Consider the following 22,675-nt stretch of genomic DNA (forward strand, 5'->3'; position numbering starts at 1 on the left):
CGTGAGGGCCGTGACGTTGGTGCCCGTGCCCTGCGCGAAGCCCGACAGGCCATACTCCAGCTCGTAGGTATTGCCGGCGGGCAGGCCCCCGGTGGGAGCCGTCCAGCTCAGGGTGGCGGTGGTGTTGGTCAGGTTGCTGGAAGTGGGGCCGGTGGGTACCGAGCAGTTCGAGGGCGAAGTCACGCACACGGCCAGCAGGCCAACCGTGTTGCTGCCGTACGACCACACGCGGACGTAGAGGATTTCGCCCGGCGTACGGCCGGTCACGGTGAGCAGGGAGAAGTTACCGTTAGGGCTGGAGTCGTCGTCGCAGCCCACCAGGGCCAGCGTGGCGCAGGCGCCGGAGTAAACGGCCACGCCCGTGTCGATGATGGGGCTGCCGGCGGTGGGAGGCACGGTTTCGACCGTGAACGTGCCGCTGGCCGGCACGGTTACTTTAAACCACACGTCCTTGCTCACGTAGCTGGCACAGCCCGGCGCGGGCACGCCGGTCGAGGCCGTGGCGGCCGTGTTGTCGGCGCTGGTCTGGCCCACACAGGTGCCGAACTGCACCGGCGCGTTGATAGCGCCCGCACAGTCATCATTGGCCGGGGTGGGCGGGCCCGGCACAATGCACAGCGTGAACGTGCTGGCGGTCGCGGCGGGCGGGGTAGCGCCGGACGCATACACCCGCAGGAAATAAGGCTGGCCCGCGGTGAGGCCGCCAATGGTGTTGATGTTGGTGGCGGCCGCAGCGGCCGACGCACAGAAAATGCTGGTTGAGGCGGCGCAGGTGCCCGTGCGCACATCGTACACGCCCGCAAACTGCGGCGCGAAGGTGATGGTGTGCGAGTTGCTGGTGGCCACGAAGCTATACCAGACATCCTGGGCCGTGGTGCCGCTGCAGGCAGTGGTGGGCGCGGTGCTTTGCGTTGCGCCAAACACGGTGCCGGCGGTTGGCGTGGTGCACGCCGTGCCCACCGGCAGGACAATGGCCTGGGCGCAATCATCGTTCACCGCAGGGTTGGGGTTGGTCGTGAACGTCCCCATGACGGAAACGACGCTGTTGCCATTGGTGCCGCCGCAGTTCTGGCGTACGTAGAACTGATAGGTGGTTTGCACGGCCAGGCCGGTGAGGGTGGCCGTGGTGCCGGTAGCCGGGGCCGTGAAGTAGGGGTTGGTGGCCGAGTTGGCCAGGGCCGGATTGAAGCCGGGCAGGCCATATAGAATAGTAAAAGGCCCGGGCGTGGTATTCGTCACCGTGTAGGACACCGTGGCCGTTGTGTTGGTCAGGGCCGTGGTGGTCAGGTTGCGGGGAGTGGGGCAAAGTGCCGGCGCCGCCGGAGTGAACGTGTAGATTTGACCCGTTGCGGGCAGCGTCGCAATGCTGGTCGTTTCCGTGGTCGAGCTCGTCGTGGGGGCCGGGGTGGCATCGCTCAGCGACAGAAACGAGCCGCTGCCCGTGCCCGCGCCCGAAAGGCCAATCGATGCCAGCGCGTTGGAGATGGCGCCCGTTTCCTGGCGGTACACGAAGCGCACCAGGTTGGTGCCTTCCACCAGCTGCACCTGCATGGAGAACGAAGGCCCGGTGGTGTTGCCGTAGCGAAACCAGTTCAGCCACTCAAAGGTGAAGGTGCGGTTGGGGGCCGTGCCGGAGGTGAGGTAGCTGGCCGTGCCGGTGCTGCCGTTCAGGTCGTCCCAGAACGGCGCCACGCGGGGGCGCTCGGTGGCCGCGCCGGTGGCAAGGTCATTGGTCAGGCTGTTGGCGCTGGCCGCCGCATTAAAGGTCAGCCACCCGTTCGAGGAAACCTTGCAGGAAGTGTAGGGCGTCCCGTCAAACACGAAGGTGAAGCCCACGGGCAGTGCCGCCGATAAGGCGTCGTCGGCCTGCACGGTCGGAACGGGCGTGCCGCCCACCAGCGGGGCGAAAGTGCCCGTGCTGGGTGCCAGCGTGTACGTATCAACCTGGGCCTGGCCCGGACGGCTGTTCAGCAGCAAAGCCGCTAGCAACAAGAAGGCCCAGCCCAAAGGGCGGCGCCGCGAATGTAACAGTGTACTCATAAGGGTGAAGGGGAAATTGGGGTTAAAGCAGAGCAGTTGTGAGAAGAAATGATTAGCTAACATTTAGGGTGGAGCAAAGGCGCACGGTGCCGGCAATGTACTTTCCATATTGTAATGTAGAGAAGAAAGCCCAGACGAAAGCAAAAGCTGGAATTATTCCTGCACGGGGTGGTAATCTGCTCAGTAAAAAAGGGCTGCTCCAAGTGGAACAGCCCTTTCTGGCTACAGAGTCAACTGCCTATTCGAGCACCACTTTGCGGGTGAGGACCTGGCCAGCAACGGCCACGCGCAGGGTGTAAATGCCGGTGGCCAAGCCGCGGGTGGTCAGCGTCTGCTCGGTGGTGCCGGTCAGGGCTTTTTCCCGCACTACCTGGCCCAGCGCGTTGAGCAGGGTTGCCCGGCCGGGGCCGTTCAAGCCATTCAGCGCCAGGGTGAGCTGGCCGGTGCTGCTCGGGTTGGGGTACACGAGCAGGGCGTTGGTGTCGGCTTTGGCCTGCGTCGCGGTCACAACGGGGGCCAGGTTGGTGCCGGCCAGGGTGAAGCTACCCGTGGCGTCGGAGCTGCCGTAGCCGCTCACGGCCACGTAGTAGCGGGTGCCGGCCGTGAGGCCCGTGACGGGAATCGGGGCCGTGAAGCCGGTGTTGGCGGCCGTGGCGGCGGCGCAGAACACCGACGTGAACGGCCCGGCCGAGCAGTTCGGGCTGGTGTAGAGGCGCACCATGCCCGCCGGAGTCCCGGTCAGCGTCAGCGTCGTGCTGGTTCCGGTCGGAGTTATTGTGAACCACACATCCTTGGGCAGCTGGGCCGAGGAACAGGCCGGCAGGTTGATGCCATTTTGCACACTGGTGGTGGCACCCACGTTTGAGCTGGTGAGCACGGTGGTGCCCAGGCCAATGGCGCCGCAGGGCTCATCGTTGCCCGGAATAGTGAGCGGGGTGGTGAAGCAGGTGGGGCCCACGAAGGCGCTGCTGCCGTTGGTGGTGCCGCAGTTCTGGCGCACGTAGTAGCAGTACGCCGTGTTCGGCAGCAGGCCCGTGATGGTGCGCGTGGGCGTGGTCAGGCCGATAATGGCCGTGCCCGTGCCTTGGACGAAGCCTTGCAGGCCGTACTCCAGTTCATACGTGGTGCCGGCTGCCGGCGTGCCGCCCGGTACCCAGTTCAGGGTGGCGGTGGTGTTGGTCAGGTTGCTGGCGGTAGGGCCGGTGGGTACCGAGCAGTTCGAGGGCGAAGTCACGCACACGGCCAGCAGACCGGAGTTGTTGCTGCCGTAAGCCCACACGCGCAGGTAGAGGATTTCGCCCGGCGTACGGCCGGTCACGGTGAGCAAGGAAAACAGGCCGTTGGGGCTGGAGTCGTCGTCGCAGTTCACCAGGGCCAGCGTGGCGCAGGCACCGGAGTAGATGGCCAGGCCCGTATCGGTGATGGAGCTGCCGGCGGTGGGAGGTACGGTTTCCACGGTGACGGTGCCGCTGGCCGGCACGGTGACTTTGAACCAGACGTCCTGGCCTACGTAGTTGGCGCAGCCCGGCGCGGGCACGCCGGTCGAGGCCGTGGCGGCCGTGTTGTCGGCGCTGGTCTGGCCCACGCAGGTACCGAACTGCACCGGCGCATTGATAGCGCCCGCGCAGTCATCATTGGGAATCAACGTGCTGAAGGCAGCTGGGCCGGCCTGGCCGGAGCTAACCCCGGCCGCGCAGTTCTGCGTCACATAAAACTGGTAGGGCGTGCCGGGCGTGAGGCCCGTTACCGTGGTGCTGGTGCCGGTGATGCCTGCCACGGTGGTGCCGCCGGTGGCGGGGTTGAAGCCCGTGGGGCCGTACACCACGGTATAAGTACCCGCGCCGGAGTTCAGCCACGAAAGCACGGCCGTGGTCTGGGTGGTAACGGCCGTCAGGTTGGCGGGCGATAAGCAGCCCGAAGCCAGCTCGATGCGCAGGTTGTCGATGCCAATGTCCGAGGTGAACGTTCCCGTCACCTTGGTGCGGAAGCGGACCACCGTGGTGGCCGAAGTGCCGGTCAGGTTCGTCACCTGGGCTATCCAGCCCTGGGCCACCGTGCCGCTCACGCCAAGGGCTACCTGCGGGGCCCCAAAGGTGTTGCCGCCATCGTTCGACACCTGCACGTACAGCGAGTCATTGCCGGCCGTGTTCAGGTAGTCGAAGCTCAGGCGCTTGGAACCGGCCGTGCTCAGGTTCACGTACAGGTCGAGGATGCCAGCGGAACCGGCCGGGGCGTAGTACGAGTGGAAGCGGGCCGAGTGCGTGCCCTGGCTGCCCGTGGGCGTATATCCGCCAATGGTGGGCGACGTCCAGGCGGCGCTCGCGCCGTCATCTTCGCGCCGCCACGAGGCGTCTCCCGTCATCGGAGTATTGCGCCAGAAGGCCGTGGGCGCGTCGCGGGTATCGCAGATGCCCACCCAGGTGTTTTCAAAGCTTTCGATAACGGGCAGCGTGGCGTAGGTAGTGGCCACGCAGGCCGTGCGGAACGTGAAGGGACCGGCAATCTGGCTGGATTGGCCACTGCCGCAGTCCTTGGTCACGTAGAACTGGTAGGTCGTGTTGGCCGTCAGGCCGGTAATGGCCGTCGACGTGGTGGTGGTGTTTACCGTGGTGCTGCCCGTGCCGCCCGGCGTGAAGCCGCTGAGGCCGTACTGCACAACGTAGTTAGCCGCCGTCCCGTTGGTCACGGTCGAGAAGCTGAGCGTTGCGGTCGTGGTCGTGACGTTGGTGGCGGCCAGGCCCGCCGCCGGGGCGCAGGCCGGAGCCGCCCCAATGGTAATGATGTAATCCTCGGCTTCGCCGGAACCAAACAACGTGCAGGCATCGGCCGCGCCGTTGGTGTTGCCCGTGCTCCGGCTGCGGATGCGCAGGCCGGTCTGGCCCAGGGGCGTGCCCACTGGTATCGTAATGCTGACCGTAGCCGGCGCATTGGTGGTGCTGGAAACGGCCACCTGCGTCCACTCGGTGGCTTCAAACGTGCCGTTCTGGTTAAAATCAATCCAGGCCGAAATAATGGCCGAGGCCGAAGTCGTCACGCTCAACTGGTAGGTGAGCCCGCGCAGCAGCGTGCCCGTGGCCGTGCCCGAAGCCGGGTAAGACGTATAAGAGCTGCCGTTCGCCGAGTTGCAGGTCGTGCCCGAGTTGTTGAGGCCGGAGCCGGCCACGGTCACGTTCACAATATCGGCCGTGCCGCAGTAGTCGCCCAGGCCTGAGTTGCAGTACGTGTACGTGCTGGTCGTCGTGAAGCTGTTGGTCACGCACCCCGTGGCGGCGCCGTTGGCGTTGCGGGGCACAATCTTATAGTAATAGGTAGTGGTAGCGGCCAGGGCCGCGGGCGTATAGCTCGTGCCCGGCTGGTTGGTCACCACCAGCGGCGGGGTGGCCGTCGTGCCAAAATAGACGTCGTAGCCAGTAGCTACGCCGCCGCCGCTGTTCCAGGTGATGGTAGGTGTGCGCACCACGCCGGTAGCGCCGGTGGCCGGCACGAAGCTGGTGGCGCAGTTCGGCACGCCGGTCAGCACGTCGAGCCGCACGTTGTCGAGGCCAATATCAGAGGTAAACGTCGCCGTTACTTTGGTCCGGAAGCGCACGATGGTCGTGGCCGAAGTCGAAGTGAGGCTCACGCTCTGCGGCTGCCAGCCCTGGGCCACCGTGCCGCTGATGCCCAGCCGCAGCAACGGGGCACCAAACGTAACCCCGCCATCGGTCGATACCCGCACTTGCAGGGAGTCGTTGCCGGCCGTGTTCAGGTAGTCAAACTGCAGCACTTTGTTGCCAGTAGCGCTCAGGTTCACATACAAATCGAGCGAGCCGGTTGCGGCGGCCGGGGCGTAGTAGGAGTGGAAGCGGGCCGAATGGCTGCCCTGGCTGCCCAGCGGCGCGTACACGCCCACGGTGGGCGATGTCCAACTGCCAACCGTGCCGTCGTCGTCGCGGCGCCACGAGGCGTCGCCGGCCGTCGGGGTGTTGCGCCAGCTGTTGGTGGGCACATCGTGCGAGGCGCAGGCATCAATCCAGGCATTTTCGAAGCTTTCGGCAATCGGCAGGCTGGCGTAGGAGGCCGCGTTCACGCTCACCGTTACGGGCGTGGACGTGGCCGACTGGCCGCTGCACGTCAGGCGGGCCCGGTAGGTGCGGGTGGCCAGCACCGAGGCTACGGTGTAGGTAGTGGCCGTGGCGCCGGTAATGTCCGTGAACGTCGTGCCGTTGGTCGATTCCTGCCATTGGTAGGTCTGGCCCGAGCCGTAAGTAGAGCCCAGCAGCGACAGGCCAACGGCCGTGCCGGCGCAGACCGTGGTGGCCGTGGCGGCCGTAGTGCCCGCCGTGGGCGGCGCGGTGCACGGGCCGCCGGGCGTGTAGGTCACGCGCAGCGTGGGACGGCGGTTACCGTAGGTGGTAGTCAGGGCCGTGGCACTGGTGAGGGCCGCGCTGTTGGCGTAGCCCAGGCCAAAGCCGGTGGCCAGGTTGGTCACGAAGTTGACCGCAGCCGTGGCTACGCCCAGCTTCTGGTGGTCCGTCAGCACCAGCAGGTTGCCGCCCGTGTACACGAAAGGCTGGCTCAGCGTCACGCTCACGTAAGTGCCCGCCGCGCCCGTAAATTGCTGGGTAGTGGAAGCGTATACCGAAGTAGCCGTCGTGGTCAGCGCGCCCCAGGTCATCGTGGTGCCCAGCGTGGTCAGCGCCGAGTTGTCGAGCAGTACGTTGAAGACGTTGTTGCCCGTGAGTTCGCCGGCGTCCGATTTCAGCCAGGCCAGCTCCGTGATTACGGCTCCGGTGGGGATGTTCAGCTCGGTGGGAGTATAGAGGTGGGCGTAGCGAGACCAGTCAAAGGTGGAGGTCGTGGCCGAGCGGTAAATGGGGCCATATAAATAGGAGCTCACGGCCGGAGCTACCACCGGCACCGTCGTCGAGCCGATAACCGTGGTTTGGGCTACCGCTGCCGTGCCGCAGCCCAATAGCCATAATAACGCAAGCCACCCGCGACGCCGTGGGGTGCCGGGTGGTTTCAATGAGAAGAAGTGTTGCATAGAAACTGAAAAGAGGGTGAAAAAAGAAAAGGGGGTTAAAAAAAGACTGATGAAACCGCTACTTATAGCTGCCGGCCCATGGTAGGGGTGGAGCCAAAGCCCGGAAATGCCCGGAACTAACAGAAAAAGCTGAACGGCTCTGAAACTTACAAAGAAAAATTGGTGCTCAAATACTATTCAGGAATTAGTTCCATTTCACTGCATTTATGTTAATCGTGGCCCATAATTTGCTATGAATGCCTCTCTTAGATGCCCTATTGTTTTGCTCTCCGCGATTCTACCAGTATATTGGTTCGCTGATTCGTCGGTAACCACCCAATTTGTGTTTTCTCCACCTCCATTACCCCTGTTTGCACCCATGAAAAAAATCTTACATTCCTTCACCCTGTTGCTCTTTGCGTGCTGCCTGCTTCTGGGTAGCGTGCAGGAGGCGCGCGCGTCCCACTTGCTGGGGGGCGACATGACGTACGTCTCGCTGGGCAACAACCAGTACCGGGTCAAGTTCCGCCTCTACCGCGACTGCACCGGCATCACGCCCAGTGCCTTCACCCTTTCCTGCAGCAACAACGGCTGCAACGCCATGGCCAGTGTCACGGCACCTTTCGTGCAGCAAGGGCTCGTGGAAGCGGGCAACCCGTTCTGCGCGGCCGTGTCCTCGGGCCCGTGCCTGGGCCCGACGGGCCTGCCCAACTACGACGTGTACAACTACCTGGCCACCGTCACGCTGCCCCCCGGGCAGTGGACGCTGAGCACCGACCAGGGCTCGCGCCCCTCGCTGGCCAACATCGTGGCCGGCAACCTCTACGTGCAGGCCACGCTCGACAACCGCAACTCGAGCACCGGTGCGGCCGTGGCCAACAACTCGCCCCAGTTCGACGTGCAGGACATTCCGATTCAGTACGTGTGCTGGAATCAGCCCACCACCATCACCTACTCGGCCACCGAGGCCGACGGCGACTCGCTGGTCTACTCCCTGACGGCCCCGCTGGAGGCCTGCGGTACGCCCGTTACTTACAATGCTTATCCTAACCAGGCGGGTGGTGTAGTAATTCTTACCCCCAATGCAACGTGCCCGACGTGCCCCTTGTGTGTCCTGCAATTGCCTACTATTACGGCCAACTATAGTCCAACACTGCCCATTCCCGTGGGTTACGACGAAACCGGTTCCTGCCCAATCAAAACGGGAACTCCGCGTTTCATTTTCAACCAGCAGGCGCGCACGATTTCGTTCACGCCCAACGTGTACATTCCAAATTCGCCGGCGAATCTGGGCCTGAACAAGTACCAAATCGCGGTACTGATTACCGAATACCGTCGCATCAACGGGGTGCGCCGCGTTATCGGCACCGTGCGCCGCGAGGCCAACCTGATTGTGACCGACTGCGGCGGCAACAGCACCCCCAACCCCGTGGTGGTTAACCCTGTGACGGTGAACTCCGGCACGGTTGCGGTTAACACTACTGACACCACCCGGCTGGACGTTTCTTCGTGCAGCTACTCGCGCGTGCAACTCAACTTCACCGACCCCGACAACATTGCCACGCCGACCCGGCCCGCTGCCAACCCGCTGCAGCTGCTCACCGTGACGCTGCCCGCCGACATCAACACCAACCCCAACCTGCTGGATTCGGGCGACGTGGGCTCGTTCGTGCTCTCCGGCAATGGCACCAGCAACCCCAAGGGCACGTTCTTCTTCCAGCCCTCGCCGTCGACGGTCGGGCGCACCATTCGCCTGAACATTCGGATTGAAGACAATGCCTGCCCCATCAAGGGCGTGCAAAACCGGGTAGTCGTTATCCGGATTAAGAAAGGCAACTTCGCCACGGCCCTTGCGACAGTTGGCCAGACGGGCCTGCCCAACGTGACGCCGGTGACGCTGTGCAGTGGTTCGCTGGCCCTGCGCGGCAGCGTGCTGCGGCCGGATTCGGTGCGCCGCCTCGCCCAGAACATCTCGGTGCTGCAAACCTACGCCTTCCAGTGGTCGCTGGTGAGCGGCAACGGCTTCAACACGGCCACCGCTGCACTGCAAAACATTACGGTGACTCCTACCATGACCAGCCGCTACCGCCTGCAAATCACGCCAAACAGCGGCTTTGGTCCCGGCTGCGGCGATACCACGTCGATTCTGGTACGCGTGGCGCCGCCGGTGGTGTCGCGCTTCACCATCACCGACTCGATTTCGAGCCGCCCCGTGACCAACCCGAACTCGCCGGCGGGCGGGCTGATTCCGCCGATTACGTACAAGTTCAGCAACACCTCGACCATCAACGGCGTGCTGCCCACGGCTTATACTTCGACGGTTTTCCGCATGGACTCGATTCGGTGGACTTACCAGCGCATCAAGGACGGGGCGGGCGCTCCTGTAACCAGCACCCCCAAAGTATTCTCGCGCAGCTACAACCCCGGCAACCTGGTGCTGAGCGAAGGCGGCACGTACATCATCGCCCTGAGCTCTGCTTCGACGCTGATTGCCCCCACGGTTACGAACCGCGGCCAGTGCCCGGTCCTGATAGCCCAGCACATCGTCATCGTGCCCGAGCTGAAAGTGCCGAACATCATCACGCCAAACAACGACAACCTGAACGACGTGTTCGTGGTGCCGGTGAGCCAGCGCGGTGGCAAGCTGGAAATCTACAACCGCTGGGGCCGCAAGGTGCAGGAATACGCCAATTACCAGAACACCTGGGGTGGCGGCGACCAGCCCAGCGGCGTGTACTACTACTACCTCACCGACCCGAGCGGCAACAAGAGCAAGGGCTGGGTTGAAGTGAACCGCGGGCAGTAACCAACCCGGACTACCCACAAAAAAGAGGGCCGCGAATTTCGCGGCCCTCTTTTTTGTGGGTAGTCCGGGAATTAAGAAGCCATTTAAAAGTAAATAGCTTATCACGTGTTCGTTGTCAGTCAAGCGATTGCCAGTCTGCTAATAACTGACGACTGACGACTCAAGCCAGGTGATGCCGCTCGTTTTTTACGGCGTTGTGTACATTCCAGCGCACTTCGTGATGCAGCGGGTGCTGGCGCACGGGGCAGGCAGGCATCAGGCACAGGGAGCAGGCCGCGAAGGTGCAGGGGTCGGCGTGCACAAACATCTCGACCTCCACCGCAAAGCGGGCCCGAATGAGTTCCTCAATGTCGTGCAGCTGGGTATGCACCTCATCCAGAGTGAAGTAATAAGGCATTTGCATGTGGCAGTCGATGTGCAGGTTGGCGCCGTAGCGCTGCACGCGCAGGTTGTGCACGTCAATCCAGGGGGCGCGGCGTTGCGCCTGGAGCTCGGCAATCACCTCGGCCACGATGGCCGTATCGGTTTCGTCCATCAGGCCCGAGATGGCCCGGCGCAGCATTCGCCCGCCATTGACGAGGATGAAGCCACCCAGCAAAAGGGCCGCGCCCGAATCGAAGCGCACGATGCCGGTGGCCGCCACCAGCACCAGCGCCCCCGACGATACGATGGATGTGAGGGCATCGATGTACAAGTGCTGGCCATCGCCCAGCAACGCGATGGATTTCAGGCGTTTCCCGGTTTTCACCAGCAGCAGGCCCACTGCCAGGTTGACCACAGCGGTGCTGGCCAGCAGCAGCACGCCCCAGTCGGGCCGGGCCACGGGGTGCGGGTGCAACAGGCCCAGCGAAGCACTGTAGAGAATGAACGCGCCGGCAATAAAAATGAGCGCCCCTTCAAATCCAACGGACAGGTACTCGATTTTGCCGTGGCCGTAGGGGTGGTTTTCGTCCTTGGGCAAGCCGGCCAGATGCAGGCTGTAGAGCGCAAACCCGCTGGTGAATACGTTGATGATGCTTTCCAGCGCATCGGTGAGAACGGCTTGCGAGCGGGTGAGGTGGTAGGCGTAGAACTTGATGATTACCAACCCGAGGCTGACCACGAGGGAAAGCAGACCGAGCCGGTTTTTGATTTGCGAAGGCGTCATGCAGAGGGAATTTCGGTGCAAAGGTCGGTAGCCGCCAGCCGGAAAGGCCACTGCCGGGGCCGGGGGCGCACCGGCTTCCGGGCAGGGGCCCGGCCCGGCCTTCAGTACCAACCACTAAAAACCAGGAAGCCGAACGAAACTTTTTTTTGGAAAGACTGTATTTAAGGCAGTCAAAATTAATTTTTAGGCTCGTCTAAAAATTAGTAACTTTGTTTGAACCCCATTCCCTACGGTGCCTCCTTCTACGCTTATTGATTCCAAAGTGCCCGCGCCCGAAGTGGGCTGGCGCCACCCCCGCCGCGGCAACTCGCTAAGCGAGGTGTACGCCAGCATCAAGGTGCCGGCCGCCGATGCTTCGTTCTGGCGCAAGCTGATGGCCTTTTGGGGCCCTGGCCTGCTGGTGGCCGTGGGCTACATGGACCCCGGCAACTGGGCCACCGACCTGGCCGGCGGGGCTCGCTACGGCTACACGCTGCTATCGGTGGTGCTGATTTCCAACTTGTTTGCCATGCTGCTCCAGCACCTGGCGGCCAAGCTGGGCATCGTGACCGGGCGCGACCTGGCCCAGGCTTGCCGCGACCATTACTCGCGCCCGGTGAGCCTGATGCTGTGGGTGCTGTGCGAAATCGCCATCGCGGCCTGCGATTTGGCCGAAGTCATCGGCTCGGCCATTGCGCTGAACCTGCTGTTTGGCCTGCCGCTGGCTTGGGGCGTGGTGCTCACCACGCTGGACGTGCTGCTGGTGCTGTTCTTTCAGAACAAGGGTTTTCGCTACATCGAAAGCCTGGTGGCGGGCCTCATCTTCCTGATTTTCGGGTGTTTTCTCTACGAAATCATCGCCTCGCACCCCGACTGGCTGGCCCTGAGCAAGGGCCTGGTGCCGCGCCTCGAAATTGTGACCAACCCGAAAATGCTGTACGTGGCCATCGGCATTCTGGGGGCCACCGTGATGCCCCACAACCTGTACCTGCACTCCAGCATCGTGCAAACGCGGGCCTTCCCGCAGGACGAGCCCGGCAAACGCTCGGCCATCAAGTTCGCCACCATCGACTCGACGATGGCGCTGTTTCTGGCGTTTTTCGTGAACGCGGCCATCCTGGTTACGGCCGCGGCGGCCTTCCACGGCAAGGGCCACGACTCGGTGGCCGACATCGCCGATGCCCACAAGCTGCTCACGCCGGTGCTGGGCGCGGGCGCAGCCAGTGCGCTGTTTGCCATTGCCCTGCTGGCCTCGGGCCAGAACTCGACCCTCACCGGCACCCTGGCCGGCCAGATTGTGATGGAAGGCTTCCTCGATTTGAAGCTGCGGCCCTGGGTGCGCCGGCTCATCACGCGCCTTATCGCGGTGGTGCCGGCCCTGGTGGTGACTTTGATGTACGGCGAAACGGGCACTGGTCAGCTGCTGGTGCTCAGCCAGGTGATTTTGTCTTTACAGCTCAGCTTTGCGGTGGTGCCGCTGGTGCTGTTCACGGGCAGCAAGGCCAAAATGGGCGTATTTGCCAATCGGCCGTGGGTGCAGGCCGTGGCCTGGAGCGTGTCAGGCATCATCATTTGCCTGAACGTGTTTTTGCTCTGGCAAACCTTCGCCGGGTAGGGGCAAATGGCCGAATGGCGAAAAACTGCGTATGCGGGCCCACGTCACTTCCTGCCTTCATGTTCCGACTCTGTACTTTTTGCCTGTTGCTGCTGGGCTATATCCCGGCGGCATTCGCCCAACCGGGGGTTAAAAACGACACCATCAAGGTCGATAAAACACAGTACAACCTGTTCAGGCCTACGCCGCGCAAGTACATGCGCCCCATGGTGCCCGACCGGCCCGGCATCACCGAAAGCCCGTATTCGGTGGATGCCGGGCACTTTCAATACGAAACCGATGCCCTGCGCCTGCTCACCCGGCGCGAAGGCACCACCTACGGCCACGACTGGTACGTGAACCACGCGCTGGCCAAAATCGGCCTCTCCGACCGCACCGACCTGCAAGTCGGGGTCGATTCCTACACCGCTACCCGCAACTACGACGAGGCCGACGCCAGCCAGACCCAGGAATACCACGGCCTCGGCGATGTAACCCTGCGCCTGAAGCACACCCTGGTGGGCGACGACAATAGTCGCTGGGCTCTCGGCCTGATTGGCTACGCAACCCTGCCCACCGGCGGCCCGCGCGGCGATGGCGCCGTGGAATACGGCGCGGTGCTGCCCGTGGTGTACCAGATTACCAAGCCCTGGAGCATTGGCGGGCAGGTAGCCGCTCAGGTATATTGGGACCGCGATACGCAGGCCCGCTTCCTGCAGCTCACGCCCACGTTCACCACTGATTACCAGTTTACTAAAATCATTCAGGCCTTTGTAGAGCTGGTGGGCTACGACGAGGTGCGCCTGAACGACTGGCGCAGCTCCATCAACACCGGCGCCCAGCTTGACGTGAGCGAAAACGTGCAGCTCGATTTTGGCACTCACCTGCCCATCACCCATTCCACCGACCGCGAGTACTTCTTCGGCCTTAGCTTCCGGCGGTAGCTTCGGTAAGTGGTTGGTAATCGGACGTCATGCTGCGCGTAGCATGACGTTCCTTTTGCTCGCTGCTCACCATTCACCGTCCTTCCGTACCTTTGCCCCGTCATGGTGCCAATCCCCAATTGCGGGGCGCGGCTGAAAAGGGAATCCGGTTCAATGCCGGAGCTGTCCCCGCAACTGTACGCTTCATATCGGGGCGGGCCACAAATGCCACTGTTTGCTGATTAATTATCAATCGGCTGAATGGGAAGGCGGCCCGCTCGGCGAAGCAAGCCAGGAGACCTGCCAAGGCATTCACAGGTTCAGCATTCGCGGAGGACGGATGGAGAAAGAGAACAGCGGCCGCCTTCAAGCGGCCGGATTGCCCCTGTTTTTCGGCCTCGGTCTGGCGCCGTTTTCTTCAATCGAAGAAGACTGACGGCAGATTTTGAATCGAATTTTCTTAACCGAAAATTTGATTCGGATGCGTTATTATTTAAGTTGTTGTGCCTTGCTATTGTGCAGCTTGTGGGGGCCGGCTGCCGTCTGGGCGCAGCAGCTTCCCACCCCGGCCAGCCCACCCGACTCGGTGCCCATCTCCCGGCGGCGGCACCGGCTGGCCGAGGTGCAGGTGCGGGCCGTGGGCCCCGAGCGGTTTGCCGTGGGCAGCCGCCGCGTGGAACTCGATTCGGCCGTGCTGGCCCAGTACCGGGGCGCCAACCTGGCCGATGTGCTGCAAGCCCGCACGCCGCTGATACTGAAGAACTACGATCCTGGCCAGCTGGCCACCATTGCCCTGCGCGGCACTTCGGCCCAGCACACCGCCGTGCTCTGGAATGGCCTGAACATCATGCTGCCCACCCTGGGCCAGAACGATTTTGCCCTGCTGCCGGTGGGGGCCACCACGCGGGTAGCGGTGCAGCCCGGCCCGGCCGCCGCGCTCTACGGCAGCGGGGCCGTGGGCGGGGCCGTCCTGCTCAATTCCGACCCCGACTGGCGGCCCGGCTTCCGGGGCAGCGTGCAGGCCGATGCGGGCAGCTTTGGGCTGGCCGGCGGCAGCGTTGAGGCCCGCACCGCCACCGCCGTGGTAGCCGTGCGGGTGGCCGCCAGCTACCGCGAAGCCCAGAACGATTACACCTACTTGCTGCGCGAAGCCCGGGGACCCGTGCGCTACACCCTGCAAAACGCCGCTCTGCGCCACCAATGGAGCATTAGCCCCGACGTGGCGTGGCGCGTGGGCCCGGCCGGCGAGCTAACCGCCGCCGCCTGGCTGACCGATGTGGACCGCGAAATTCAGTCGGGCGTGAACGTGGTGGGGAGCCAGGCCCGCGAGCGTGACCAAAGCCGCCGCCTGGTGCTGGGCTACCGGCACGTAGCGGCCCGGCGGCAATGGGCCGTGCGGGGGGCGTGGTTCGACGACGTGCTCAACTACCAGGACGGCGGGACCCCGGGCACGTCGCGGGTGCGCACCACCCAGGCCCAGGCCGAGCACACCGCGGCTCTGGGTGCGCGCGGCAGCCTGCGGCTCGGGGCCGAAGCCCAGCACTTTGCCGCGTTGGTGAGCGGCTACGGGCCCGAGGCCGTGGCCGAAAACCGCGCCGCCGCTTTTGCCCTGCTGCGCTACGACCCGCGCCCGGCGCTGCGCCTTTCGGCCAACCTGCGCCAGGCCTTTTTGCCGGCCGGGCCGGCTCCCCTCACGCCCACTGTGGGGCTGGAATGGGACCTGGTGGCTTCGGCTCCCGATTCCCTCATTCGCCGGGCTACTCAGGCCCTGACGGCGAAGGCCAGCGCGGCCCGCAGCTATCGCGCCCCCACCCTGAACGAGCGGTACTGGGTGCCCGGCGGCAACCCCGCGCTGCGGCCGGAATCGGGCTTTGGCTACGAGGCCGGCCTGCGCCACCGCCTGGCCTGGAGCCGAAGCACAACCCTCGAAACGGAGGTAACTGCCTTTCGGCAGGATGTGGACGACTGGGTGCAGTGGCTGCCCAGCGCCAGCACGGGCATCTGGACACCGCAGAACCTGCGCCAGGTGCGCTCCCAGGGCGTGGAAGCCAGCACGGCCCTGCAGCTGCGCCGGGGCCGCTACGCCGGCGGCGTGCAGCTGGCCTATCATTTCACCGACACCCGCAAGACGCAGGGCTCGGCCGCCGATTCGGACCCTGTGGGGGTGCAGCTGGCTTACGTGCCGCGGCACCAGGCCAGTTTCAGCACCGACCACCACTGGCGCGGCTGGTTGCTGAGCGGCACGTTTGGGTTCACCGGCTTTCGCTACATCAACGCGTCGGGCACCGATTTTCTGCCGGCTACGGGGCTGCTGGGCGCCACGCTGGGGCGCACGGTGCACGGCCCGGCCGGCACCAGCCTGCTCGTGCTGGTGCAAGCTAGCAACCTGCTCAACCAGGCCTACTACAGCTACCCCGGCCGCCCCGCCCCGCCCCGCGGCTTCAGCACCAGCCTGCGACTGGGGTGGCGCTGAGGCCTGCGCGTAACCCGATTTTTCCTCGATTCCTCTTTTTTCTTACCCCTTTTCATCCTGCCGGCGGTGGCCGGTGCTGCAACATTTCCTGATTATGAAAAAACAATTTGCTCCTTTTATCGCGGCGTTGGCCCTGCTGGCGGCGTGTAGCCCCAGCGGCGAAGAAACACCCGTTCCTAACCCCACCACGGGCGTGTTTGTGCTCAGCGAAGGCCAGTTTGGCGTGGGCGACGGCGCGGTGAGCGTGTTCGACAAAGCCACCAAATCCCTCACGCCCGATGCGTTCGGCAGTGCCAACGGCGGGGCGGCCCTGGGCGATGTGGTGCAGAGCATGGGCGTGCAGAGTGGCCGCGGCTACATCGTGGTGAATGCGTCCAACAAGATTGAGGTGGTGAGCCTGCCCGATTTCAAAACGGCGGGCACCATCAGCGGGCTCACCCAGCCGCGCTACTTCACGTCTACCTCGGCCACCCGGGGCTACGTCACCGAGTGGCGGGGCCCGTACACGGGCTACCTGCCGGGCGTGCTCAGCATTCTCAACCTGAGCACGAACACCGTGACCAGCCGCGTGCCGGTGGGCCGCAACCCCGAGCAGCTGCTGGCCCTGGGTGGCAAAATTTACGTGCCCAACAGCCTGGACAACACTGTTTCGGTGATTGACGAGGGCACCGGGGCGCTGGCGTCCACCATCACCGTAGCCGATGGCCCTTCGAGCATGGTGGACGACAAGGACGGCAACATCTGGGTGCTCTGCACGGGCTTTGTGAGCTACATTGCGGTGCCTCCCTACGTGGTGCAAACCTCGGCCGGCACCCTGGTGCGCTTCAATCCCGGCAGCCCAAACACTCAGCTCAAGCTCACGTTTCCGGCCACGGCCAGCCCGGGCAAGCTGCGCATCAACCCGGCCAAAGACCAGCTCTACTACAGCTTCCGTGGGGCCGAATACCAAGTGGGGGTGAGTGCCACGGCCCTGCCCACCACGCCCTTTATTCGGCGCAGCTTCTCCGGTTTTGCCATCGACCCGCGCGACAACACGGTTTTTGCCGGCATTTCGCCCAGCTACAACAGCAACGGCCGCTTCATTCGCTACCAGGCCACGGGGGCGGCCATCGATTCCTTCACCGTGAAAATTGGCCCGAATGGGTTTATCTTCTACTAAACTCCTTACTCTTTCTGCAAAACAAGGAAAAGGCCCGTACCAGTTGGTGCGGGCCCTTTTTGTGCCGTGCTACTTCGGTTCGGCGGCCGCGGGGTTTAAGTTGTTAATCGTTAGATGTTGGTTGTTATCAGGAAGGCAACGTCTTGGCGGACGGCTAATAATGACCAACCAACAACCCGTTTGCTTTTGAACGACTATTTAGTCGGCCAGGCCGTCGTGGTTGCGGTCCTTGGCCTCGCTGGCGGCTTTGTAGAGGTCTTTGCCGGTGACGTGGTGCACGGTGTCGCGGGTGAGGCCGGCGGTGGTGGAGTCGCCGTTGGCGGTGCCGTCGGCTTTGGCGGCGGGGCCTTTTTTGGTGTAGCCGCGCTCAACGTTGGTGGCGCCGTCTTTGGTGCCCGAGCTGCAGGCGCTGAACGTGGCGGTGATGGCGCAGGCCACGACAAAGGGACGGAGGAAGTGTTTCAGAAACATGAAAGTAGCCTAGGTGAGGGAGTTGAAGGGATGAGCGACGCTGCAAGGTAAAGAAATAACTCACCGCGGCGCAACCCGAACTATGAGGCGCGGGTACGGTTGTAGCGATGGGCCCGCCGCTAAGGTTGCGCCAAGTTGTGCCCATTTCCTGTTCACTCTCACTTTTGCGTTGATGTCCAACCTCATTCCTTCGCCCGCAGTAGTGCCCACTCCGGCGTACACGTACGCCGAATTCCGGGCCCTGGTGGGCAAGCTGGCCGCCGGGCACCACACTACCGGCGCCGACCAAAACCCGGCCTTAGTGCGTTTTACCGCCCTCAACCAAGTCCACCTCGACGATTCCTACGTCCTGCCGCTGCTGCCCGCGCTGGTCGACAAGCTGCGCCACCTGCCCCGGCCCGAGCACTGGCTGGTGCTGGGCGAAGGCTGGTGCGGCGACACGGCCCACACGCTGCCCATTCTGGCGCACCTCGCCGATGAAAGTGCGGGCAAAGTGCACCTGCACGTCCTGCTCCGCTCTGACCATCCCGAGCTGATGGCCACCCACCAGACCGACGGCAAAAACAGCATTCCCAAACTCATCCGGCGCGATGAGGCCAGCGGGGCCGAACTTGGTTCCTGGGGCCCGCGCCCAGCCGAAGCGCATGTATTAGGCACAAGGCTGCATGCCGATAAATCTTTGCATACCAATGAGGTGGTAAAGACAATGAATGCGTGGTACGCGGCCGATAATGGCCAATCGGTGCAGCGGGAATTGCTGGCCCTATTGGCATAAAGTAGCGGACCAATCAAATTTCTCCCTATTTTCACCCTCCCAATTCGCCGTTTTATGCCTTTGCCGTTGCGCCGTCGCTTGCAGAAACACGTTGCCGCCTGGCCCTGGCGGCGGGTGGGCGTGCTGGCCGGTGTCAGCCTGGTGGTGGCACTAATACTGGTCGGATATGTGTTTGGGGGAAGTAACCATTTTTTTAGCCGCCTTTTTTCTGCCTTTCTCGTATTGTTCTGGCTACTGGCAATTACGTTCCTGGCCGTGGTGCCATTCGTAACCTGGGCCACAGCGCACTGGTTTGGGCGAGGCTGGGTGGAGGTATCCACCCCGGCCCCACGTCCGCGCCGGCCCGCTGCTCCCGCAGCGGCTCGTTCTTATCCTTCACCGGCTGCCTCGCGGCGGCCCGAAACACGTTAAAGCCATTGAAAACTAACCTACTGCATATCAAAAACATGGTGTGCCCCCGGTGCGTCGAAGCCGTGCAAAGCCTGTTGGAACGGGCCGGCTACCGCCCCACTACCGTGACCCTGGGCGTGGCCGAGCTGGACGAAGCCACCCCCGCCGACCCCGAGGCCCTGGCCCCGCTGCTGCACGCCGCCGGCTTCGAGCTGCTGCGCGGCCGCGCCGAACAGCTCACCGAACAAATCAAAACCGTGCTGGCCGACTATCTGGAGCACCTGCGCACGGCCCGCTCGCCGCTCACCACCTCGGCATTTCTCACCGACCGGTTTGCGGCCACCTACTCGCACCTGAGCAAGGTGTTTTCGCGCACCGCCCACCTCACCATCGAGAAGTACCTCATCCGCCTCAAAATTGAGCGCGTGAAGGAGCTGCTCAGCTACGGCGAGCTCACCCTGAACCAGATTGCCGACCAGATGCGCTACAGCTCCGGCCAGCACCTGAGCAACCAGTTCCGCCAGGTGACGGGCTATTCCGTGAGCGAATTCCGCCGTTTGATGCAGCCCGGGCGCATGTCGCTCGACGCGCTGGCATAATTGTCATTCCGCGCATCAAGCGGCGACGACACAATCCGTCCTGTTCTCAGCGACCAACCTGATACTATGAAAAGCCCCGGCTCTGCTCAGAGTCGGGGCTTTCTGCATCTACAGAAGCGTGGTTACATCGCCAGGAGCAGGGGCTTCTGCAGGACGGGTTGCTGCGGCTATGCCTGGCAATGACGGGGGTTAATTCTGGTGGTATTCTTTACACGCTTCCGCGCAGGCCTGGCAGGCTTTGGCGCACTGAATGCAGTGGTCGTACGGGTGCTTGGCGCACTCGCGCTGGCACTTCTGGCAAATTTCGATGCACTCCTTGATGACGTGCTGGGCGTGGGCTGAGCCGCGCGCGATGAAGGCAGCGGTGAGGCGGCAGATGTCGGCGCAGTCGCGGTCGAGGCGGATGCAGGGCACCATCATGGGCACGTCTTTTTCGTCGAGGCTGGCATCGGCGCACAGCTCGCAGGCGGCGATGCAGCGGCTGAGGGCATCGAGAACGGCCTGGTTGTTCTGGCGGGGGCGGGCGGCGGGGGCGGGCATTTGCATGGGAAAGTGAGGTGTTAGGTAAGAAAATGGCAGCGGTCTGTTTTCTTACGAGTTCGAAGGGACTGGTGGCCATCCATACTTCCGGCCCGCCGCCAAACACCAAGCGGCCGTGATGCCAAGCGTGCCCGCCCGCCGGTGACGAACCCTGCCCGCCCCCGGCCGGGGCGCGGCAAGCGACTGCGAAGTTTCCATTTCGGCCGAAACCCGAAGGAGACGCGCACTGCCCGCTGTGCCCGACCTTTGCCGGAAATGAACCCCGGCCCCGTTGGCTGGGTTAGTCACCACTGTGCCTTCTGCTTCGCCCCGCATCCTGCTGCTCACGCCGCCGCTCACGCAGCTCAATACCCCGTACCCGGCCACGGCCTACATCAAGGGGTTTTTGGGCGGGCGCGGCTATGCCGTGACGCAGGCCGATATGGGCTTGCAGCTGGTGCTGCGCCTGTTTTCGGTGGCGGGATTGCGGCGGGTGTTTGCCGAAATCGAAGCCGGCGGCTTTGCCCTCAGCGACAATGCCCGGCGGATGCTGCGCCTGCAAAACCGCTACCTGGCCACCATCGCGCCGGTCATCCGCTTCCTCCAAAACAAGGACCTGACCCTGGCCCCGCGCATCTGCCACGGCCGTTTCCTGCCCGAAGCCAGCCGCTTCGATAACGTGGCCGACCTCGAAACCGCCTTCGGCACCATGGGCCTCACCGACCAGGCCCGGCACCTGGCCACCCTCTACCTCGAAGACCTCGCCGACCTCATCAAGGAAACCGTGGGGCCGCACTTCGGCTTCTCGCGCTACGCCGAAAAGCTGGCCCTCTCCGCCACCAGCTTCGAGCCCCTGCACCGGGAGCTGACGGCCGCTCCCGGCCTGCTCGATACCATGCTGCTGGAGGAGCTGGAGCCGCTTTTGCAGCGCGTGCAGCCGGATATCGTGGGCTTCACCGTGCCCTTCCCCGGCAACCTCTACGGGGCCCTGCGCCTGGCCAGGCACATCAAGGAAACCCGCCCCGAAACCGTGACCATCATGGGCGGCGGCTACCCCAATACCGAGCTGCGCGACATCAAAGAGCCCCGCTTTTTCGATTACATCGACTTCCTGACCCTGGACGACGGCGAAGGCCCCTGGCTGCGCCTGTTGGACCAGTGGCCGGCCGTGGCCGGTACGGCTCCCACTGCCGTGAGCCCCTCACCGGCCATGGCCGGCAGGCATTTTACCGCCGTGAGCCCCTCACCGGCCGTGGCCGGTGAGCATTTCACCCCCTTGAACCCCTCACCGGCCATGGCCGGTGAGCATTTTACCCCCCTGGCACCCGTACCGGCCATGGCCGGGACCGTTTGCTTGCAGCGCACGTTCCTGCGCAATCCGGCCGGCGAAATCGAGTACCACAACCACCCCTTCCCCGACGTGCCGCACCACGAAGTAGGCACGCCCGACTACTCCGACCTGCCCCTCACCGAGTACCTCTCGGTGCTGGAGGTGCTGAACCCCATGCACCGCCTCTGGAGCGACGGCCGCTGGAACAAGCTCACCGTGGCCCACGGCTGCTACTGGAAGCGCTGCTCGTTTTGCGACGTGACGCTGGACTACATCTCACGCTACGAAACGGCCCCCAGCACCCTGCTGGTGGACAGAATCGAGCAAATTATCCAGCAAACCGGCCAGACCGGCTTTCACTTCGTGGACGAGGCCGCCCCGCCCCTGGCCCTGCGCGACCTGGCCATCGAGCTGCTCAAGCGCCGCGTGGCCATCACCTGGTGGGGCAATATCCGGTTCGAAAAAACCTTCTCGCCCGACCTCTGCCGGCTGCTGGCCGCCTCGGGCTGCATCGCCATTTCGGGCGGGCTGGAAGTGGCGTCGGACCGGCTTTTGGCCCTCATGGAAAAGGGCGTGACCATTGCCCAGGTGGCCCGCGTGACCGATGGCTTCACCCAGGCCGGCATCATGGTGCACGCCTATCTGATGTACGGCTTTCCCACCCAAACCGCCCAGGAAACCATCGACAGCCTGGAAGTGGTGCGCCAATTGTTCGCCGCCGGCGTGGTGCAGAGCGGCTATTGGCACCGCTTTTCGATGACGGCGCACTCGCCGGTGGGCAAGAATCCGGCGAAGTACCAGGTGGCCGCCATCGGCCCCGAGCCCGCCGGTTTCGCCTGGAACGACCTCTGGCACGACGACCCCCTCGGCACCGACCACGAAGCCTTCGGCCCCGGCCTGGCCAAGTCGCTCTACAACTACCTGCACGGCGTGGCGCTCGATGAGCCGCTGGCCCGCTGGTTCGATTTCAAAACCCCGAAAGCCACCACCCCGCGCCACCTCGTGCAGCAGGCCCTGCAAGCCCCCGACAAGCCCGACTTCGCCAAGCAGAACCAGCGCCTGTTCTGGCTCGGCAACGCGCCCGACTTCCGCCTCGAAGCCGGCAAAAAAGCCCCCCACGCCGTGCTCACCTGCTACGAGCAGGCCGAGGATTTCGAAGTGAAAACCACCGAAGCCACCGGCCGCTGGCTGCACCAGCTCCTCACCCAGCTCAGCCAGGATTTCGACACCAAAGTGCTGCTAAAAGACGTCGCCGCCACTTTCCCCCGGTCCGAAGGCCCGTTCGAAGCCTTCCTGCAAAGCCCGGCCTGGCTGCTGCTGCGCGAAAAAGGCCTGTTGCTCCTGTAAATAACTGCTTGGCGCCAGCCTGAGCACGGTCGTGCCGGCTGGTAGAGGTGCAAGATGTTGTGTCTCTACAGCCCGATGCCCTTACTCAGCAACTGCTCTTAAGGCGGATATTGGGGTG

Annotated in this window: 13 protein-coding genes and 1 riboswitch; of the genes, 8 read left to right on the top strand and 5 right to left on the bottom strand. The window is 63.8% G+C overall.

Annotation, left to right across the window (positions count from 1 at the left end; translation table 11 throughout):
• Both J4G38_RS24410 and J4G38_RS24415 read right to left on the bottom strand, forming a co-directional pair.
• A partial coding sequence (locus J4G38_RS24410; RefSeq protein ID WP_226163800.1) for a hypothetical protein occupies positions 1-2,040 on the bottom strand: 2,040 nt, incomplete at its 3' end.
• Between the two features lie 238 nt (positions 2,041-2,278).
• The gene (locus J4G38_RS24415; protein WP_210519974.1) at positions 2,279-7,066 is read right to left on the bottom strand and encodes a fibronectin type III domain-containing protein; all 4,788 of its coding nucleotides are present in this window, start codon (positions 7,064-7,066) and stop codon (positions 2,279-2,281) included.
• A 358-nt stretch (positions 7,067-7,424) separates the two neighbouring features.
• On the opposite strand from J4G38_RS24415, the gene J4G38_RS24420 reads away from it, so the two are divergent.
• The gene (locus tag J4G38_RS24420) at positions 7,425-9,851 is read left to right on the top strand and encodes a gliding motility-associated C-terminal domain-containing protein (protein ID WP_210519972.1); all 2,427 of its coding nucleotides are present in this window, start codon (positions 7,425-7,427) and stop codon (positions 9,849-9,851) included.
• 160 nt (positions 9,852-10,011) lie between these two features.
• On the opposite strand, the gene J4G38_RS24425 is transcribed toward J4G38_RS24420, so the two are convergent.
• On the bottom strand, positions 10,012-10,998 hold the full coding sequence (locus J4G38_RS24425) for a cation diffusion facilitator family transporter (RefSeq protein ID WP_210519970.1): 987 nt from the start codon (positions 10,996-10,998) through the stop codon (positions 10,012-10,014).
• A 232-nt stretch (positions 10,999-11,230) separates the two neighbouring features.
• Here J4G38_RS24425 and J4G38_RS24430 point away from each other — a divergent pair, with 232 nt between their 5' ends.
• The 4 genes from J4G38_RS24430 (at position 11,231) to J4G38_RS24445 (ending at position 17,126) form a co-directional block, all read left to right on the top strand.
• Positions 11,231-12,592: an Nramp family divalent metal transporter gene (locus J4G38_RS24430; RefSeq protein ID WP_394371075.1), complete on the top strand. Its 1,362-nt coding sequence runs from the start codon at positions 11,231-11,233 to the stop codon at positions 12,590-12,592.
• A gap of 59 nt (positions 12,593-12,651) precedes the next feature.
• On the top strand, positions 12,652-13,515 hold the full coding sequence (locus tag J4G38_RS24435) for a transporter (RefSeq protein ID WP_210519969.1): 864 nt from the start codon (positions 12,652-12,654) through the stop codon (positions 13,513-13,515).
• Between the two features lie 86 nt (positions 13,516-13,601).
• Positions 13,602-13,816: riboswitch (cobalamin riboswitch) on the top strand.
• A 186-nt stretch (positions 13,817-14,002) separates the two neighbouring features.
• Positions 14,003-15,967, top strand: a complete 1,965-nt coding sequence (locus J4G38_RS24440) for a TonB-dependent receptor plug domain-containing protein (RefSeq protein ID WP_210519967.1) — start codon at positions 14,003-14,005, stop codon at positions 15,965-15,967.
• Positions 15,968-16,061: 94 nt separating this feature from the next.
• On the top strand, positions 16,062-17,126 hold the full coding sequence (locus tag J4G38_RS24445) for a YncE family protein (RefSeq protein WP_210519965.1): 1,065 nt from the start codon (positions 16,062-16,064) through the stop codon (positions 17,124-17,126).
• A gap of 198 nt (positions 17,127-17,324) precedes the next feature.
• Here J4G38_RS24445 and J4G38_RS24450 read toward each other — a convergent pair whose 3' ends face one another.
• Positions 17,325-17,597 (bottom strand): hypothetical protein, encoded by a 273-nt coding sequence (locus J4G38_RS24450; RefSeq protein ID WP_210519964.1) that lies wholly within the window; start codon positions 17,595-17,597, stop codon positions 17,325-17,327.
• Positions 17,598-17,769: 172 nt separating this feature from the next.
• Between J4G38_RS24450 and J4G38_RS24455 the strand changes: the two genes are divergently transcribed.
• Together J4G38_RS24455 and J4G38_RS24460 are read left to right on the top strand one after the other, a co-directional pair.
• The gene (locus tag J4G38_RS24455; protein ID WP_210519962.1) at positions 17,770-18,372 is read left to right on the top strand and encodes a thioredoxin family protein; all 603 of its coding nucleotides are present in this window, start codon (positions 17,770-17,772) and stop codon (positions 18,370-18,372) included.
• Between the two features lie 416 nt (positions 18,373-18,788).
• Positions 18,789-19,361, top strand: coding sequence for a helix-turn-helix domain-containing protein (locus J4G38_RS24460; protein ID WP_210519960.1), 573 nt, complete (start codon positions 18,789-18,791; stop codon positions 19,359-19,361).
• 189 nt (positions 19,362-19,550) lie between these two features.
• Here J4G38_RS24460 and J4G38_RS24465 read toward each other — a convergent pair whose 3' ends face one another.
• Entirely contained in the window at positions 19,551-19,907 is a 357-nt protein-coding gene (locus tag J4G38_RS24465; RefSeq protein WP_226163802.1) for a four-helix bundle copper-binding protein, read from the bottom strand.
• A 286-nt stretch (positions 19,908-20,193) separates the two neighbouring features.
• On the opposite strand from J4G38_RS24465, the gene J4G38_RS24470 reads away from it, so the two are divergent.
• On the top strand, positions 20,194-22,557 hold the full coding sequence (locus J4G38_RS24470; RefSeq protein ID WP_226163804.1) for a B12-binding domain-containing radical SAM protein: 2,364 nt from the start codon (positions 20,194-20,196) through the stop codon (positions 22,555-22,557).
• Positions 22,558-22,675: the final 118 nt, after the last annotated feature.

Source organism: Hymenobacter terricola (assembly GCF_017921975.2).
GTDB lineage: Bacteria > Bacteroidota > Bacteroidia > Cytophagales > Hymenobacteraceae > Hymenobacter > Hymenobacter terricola.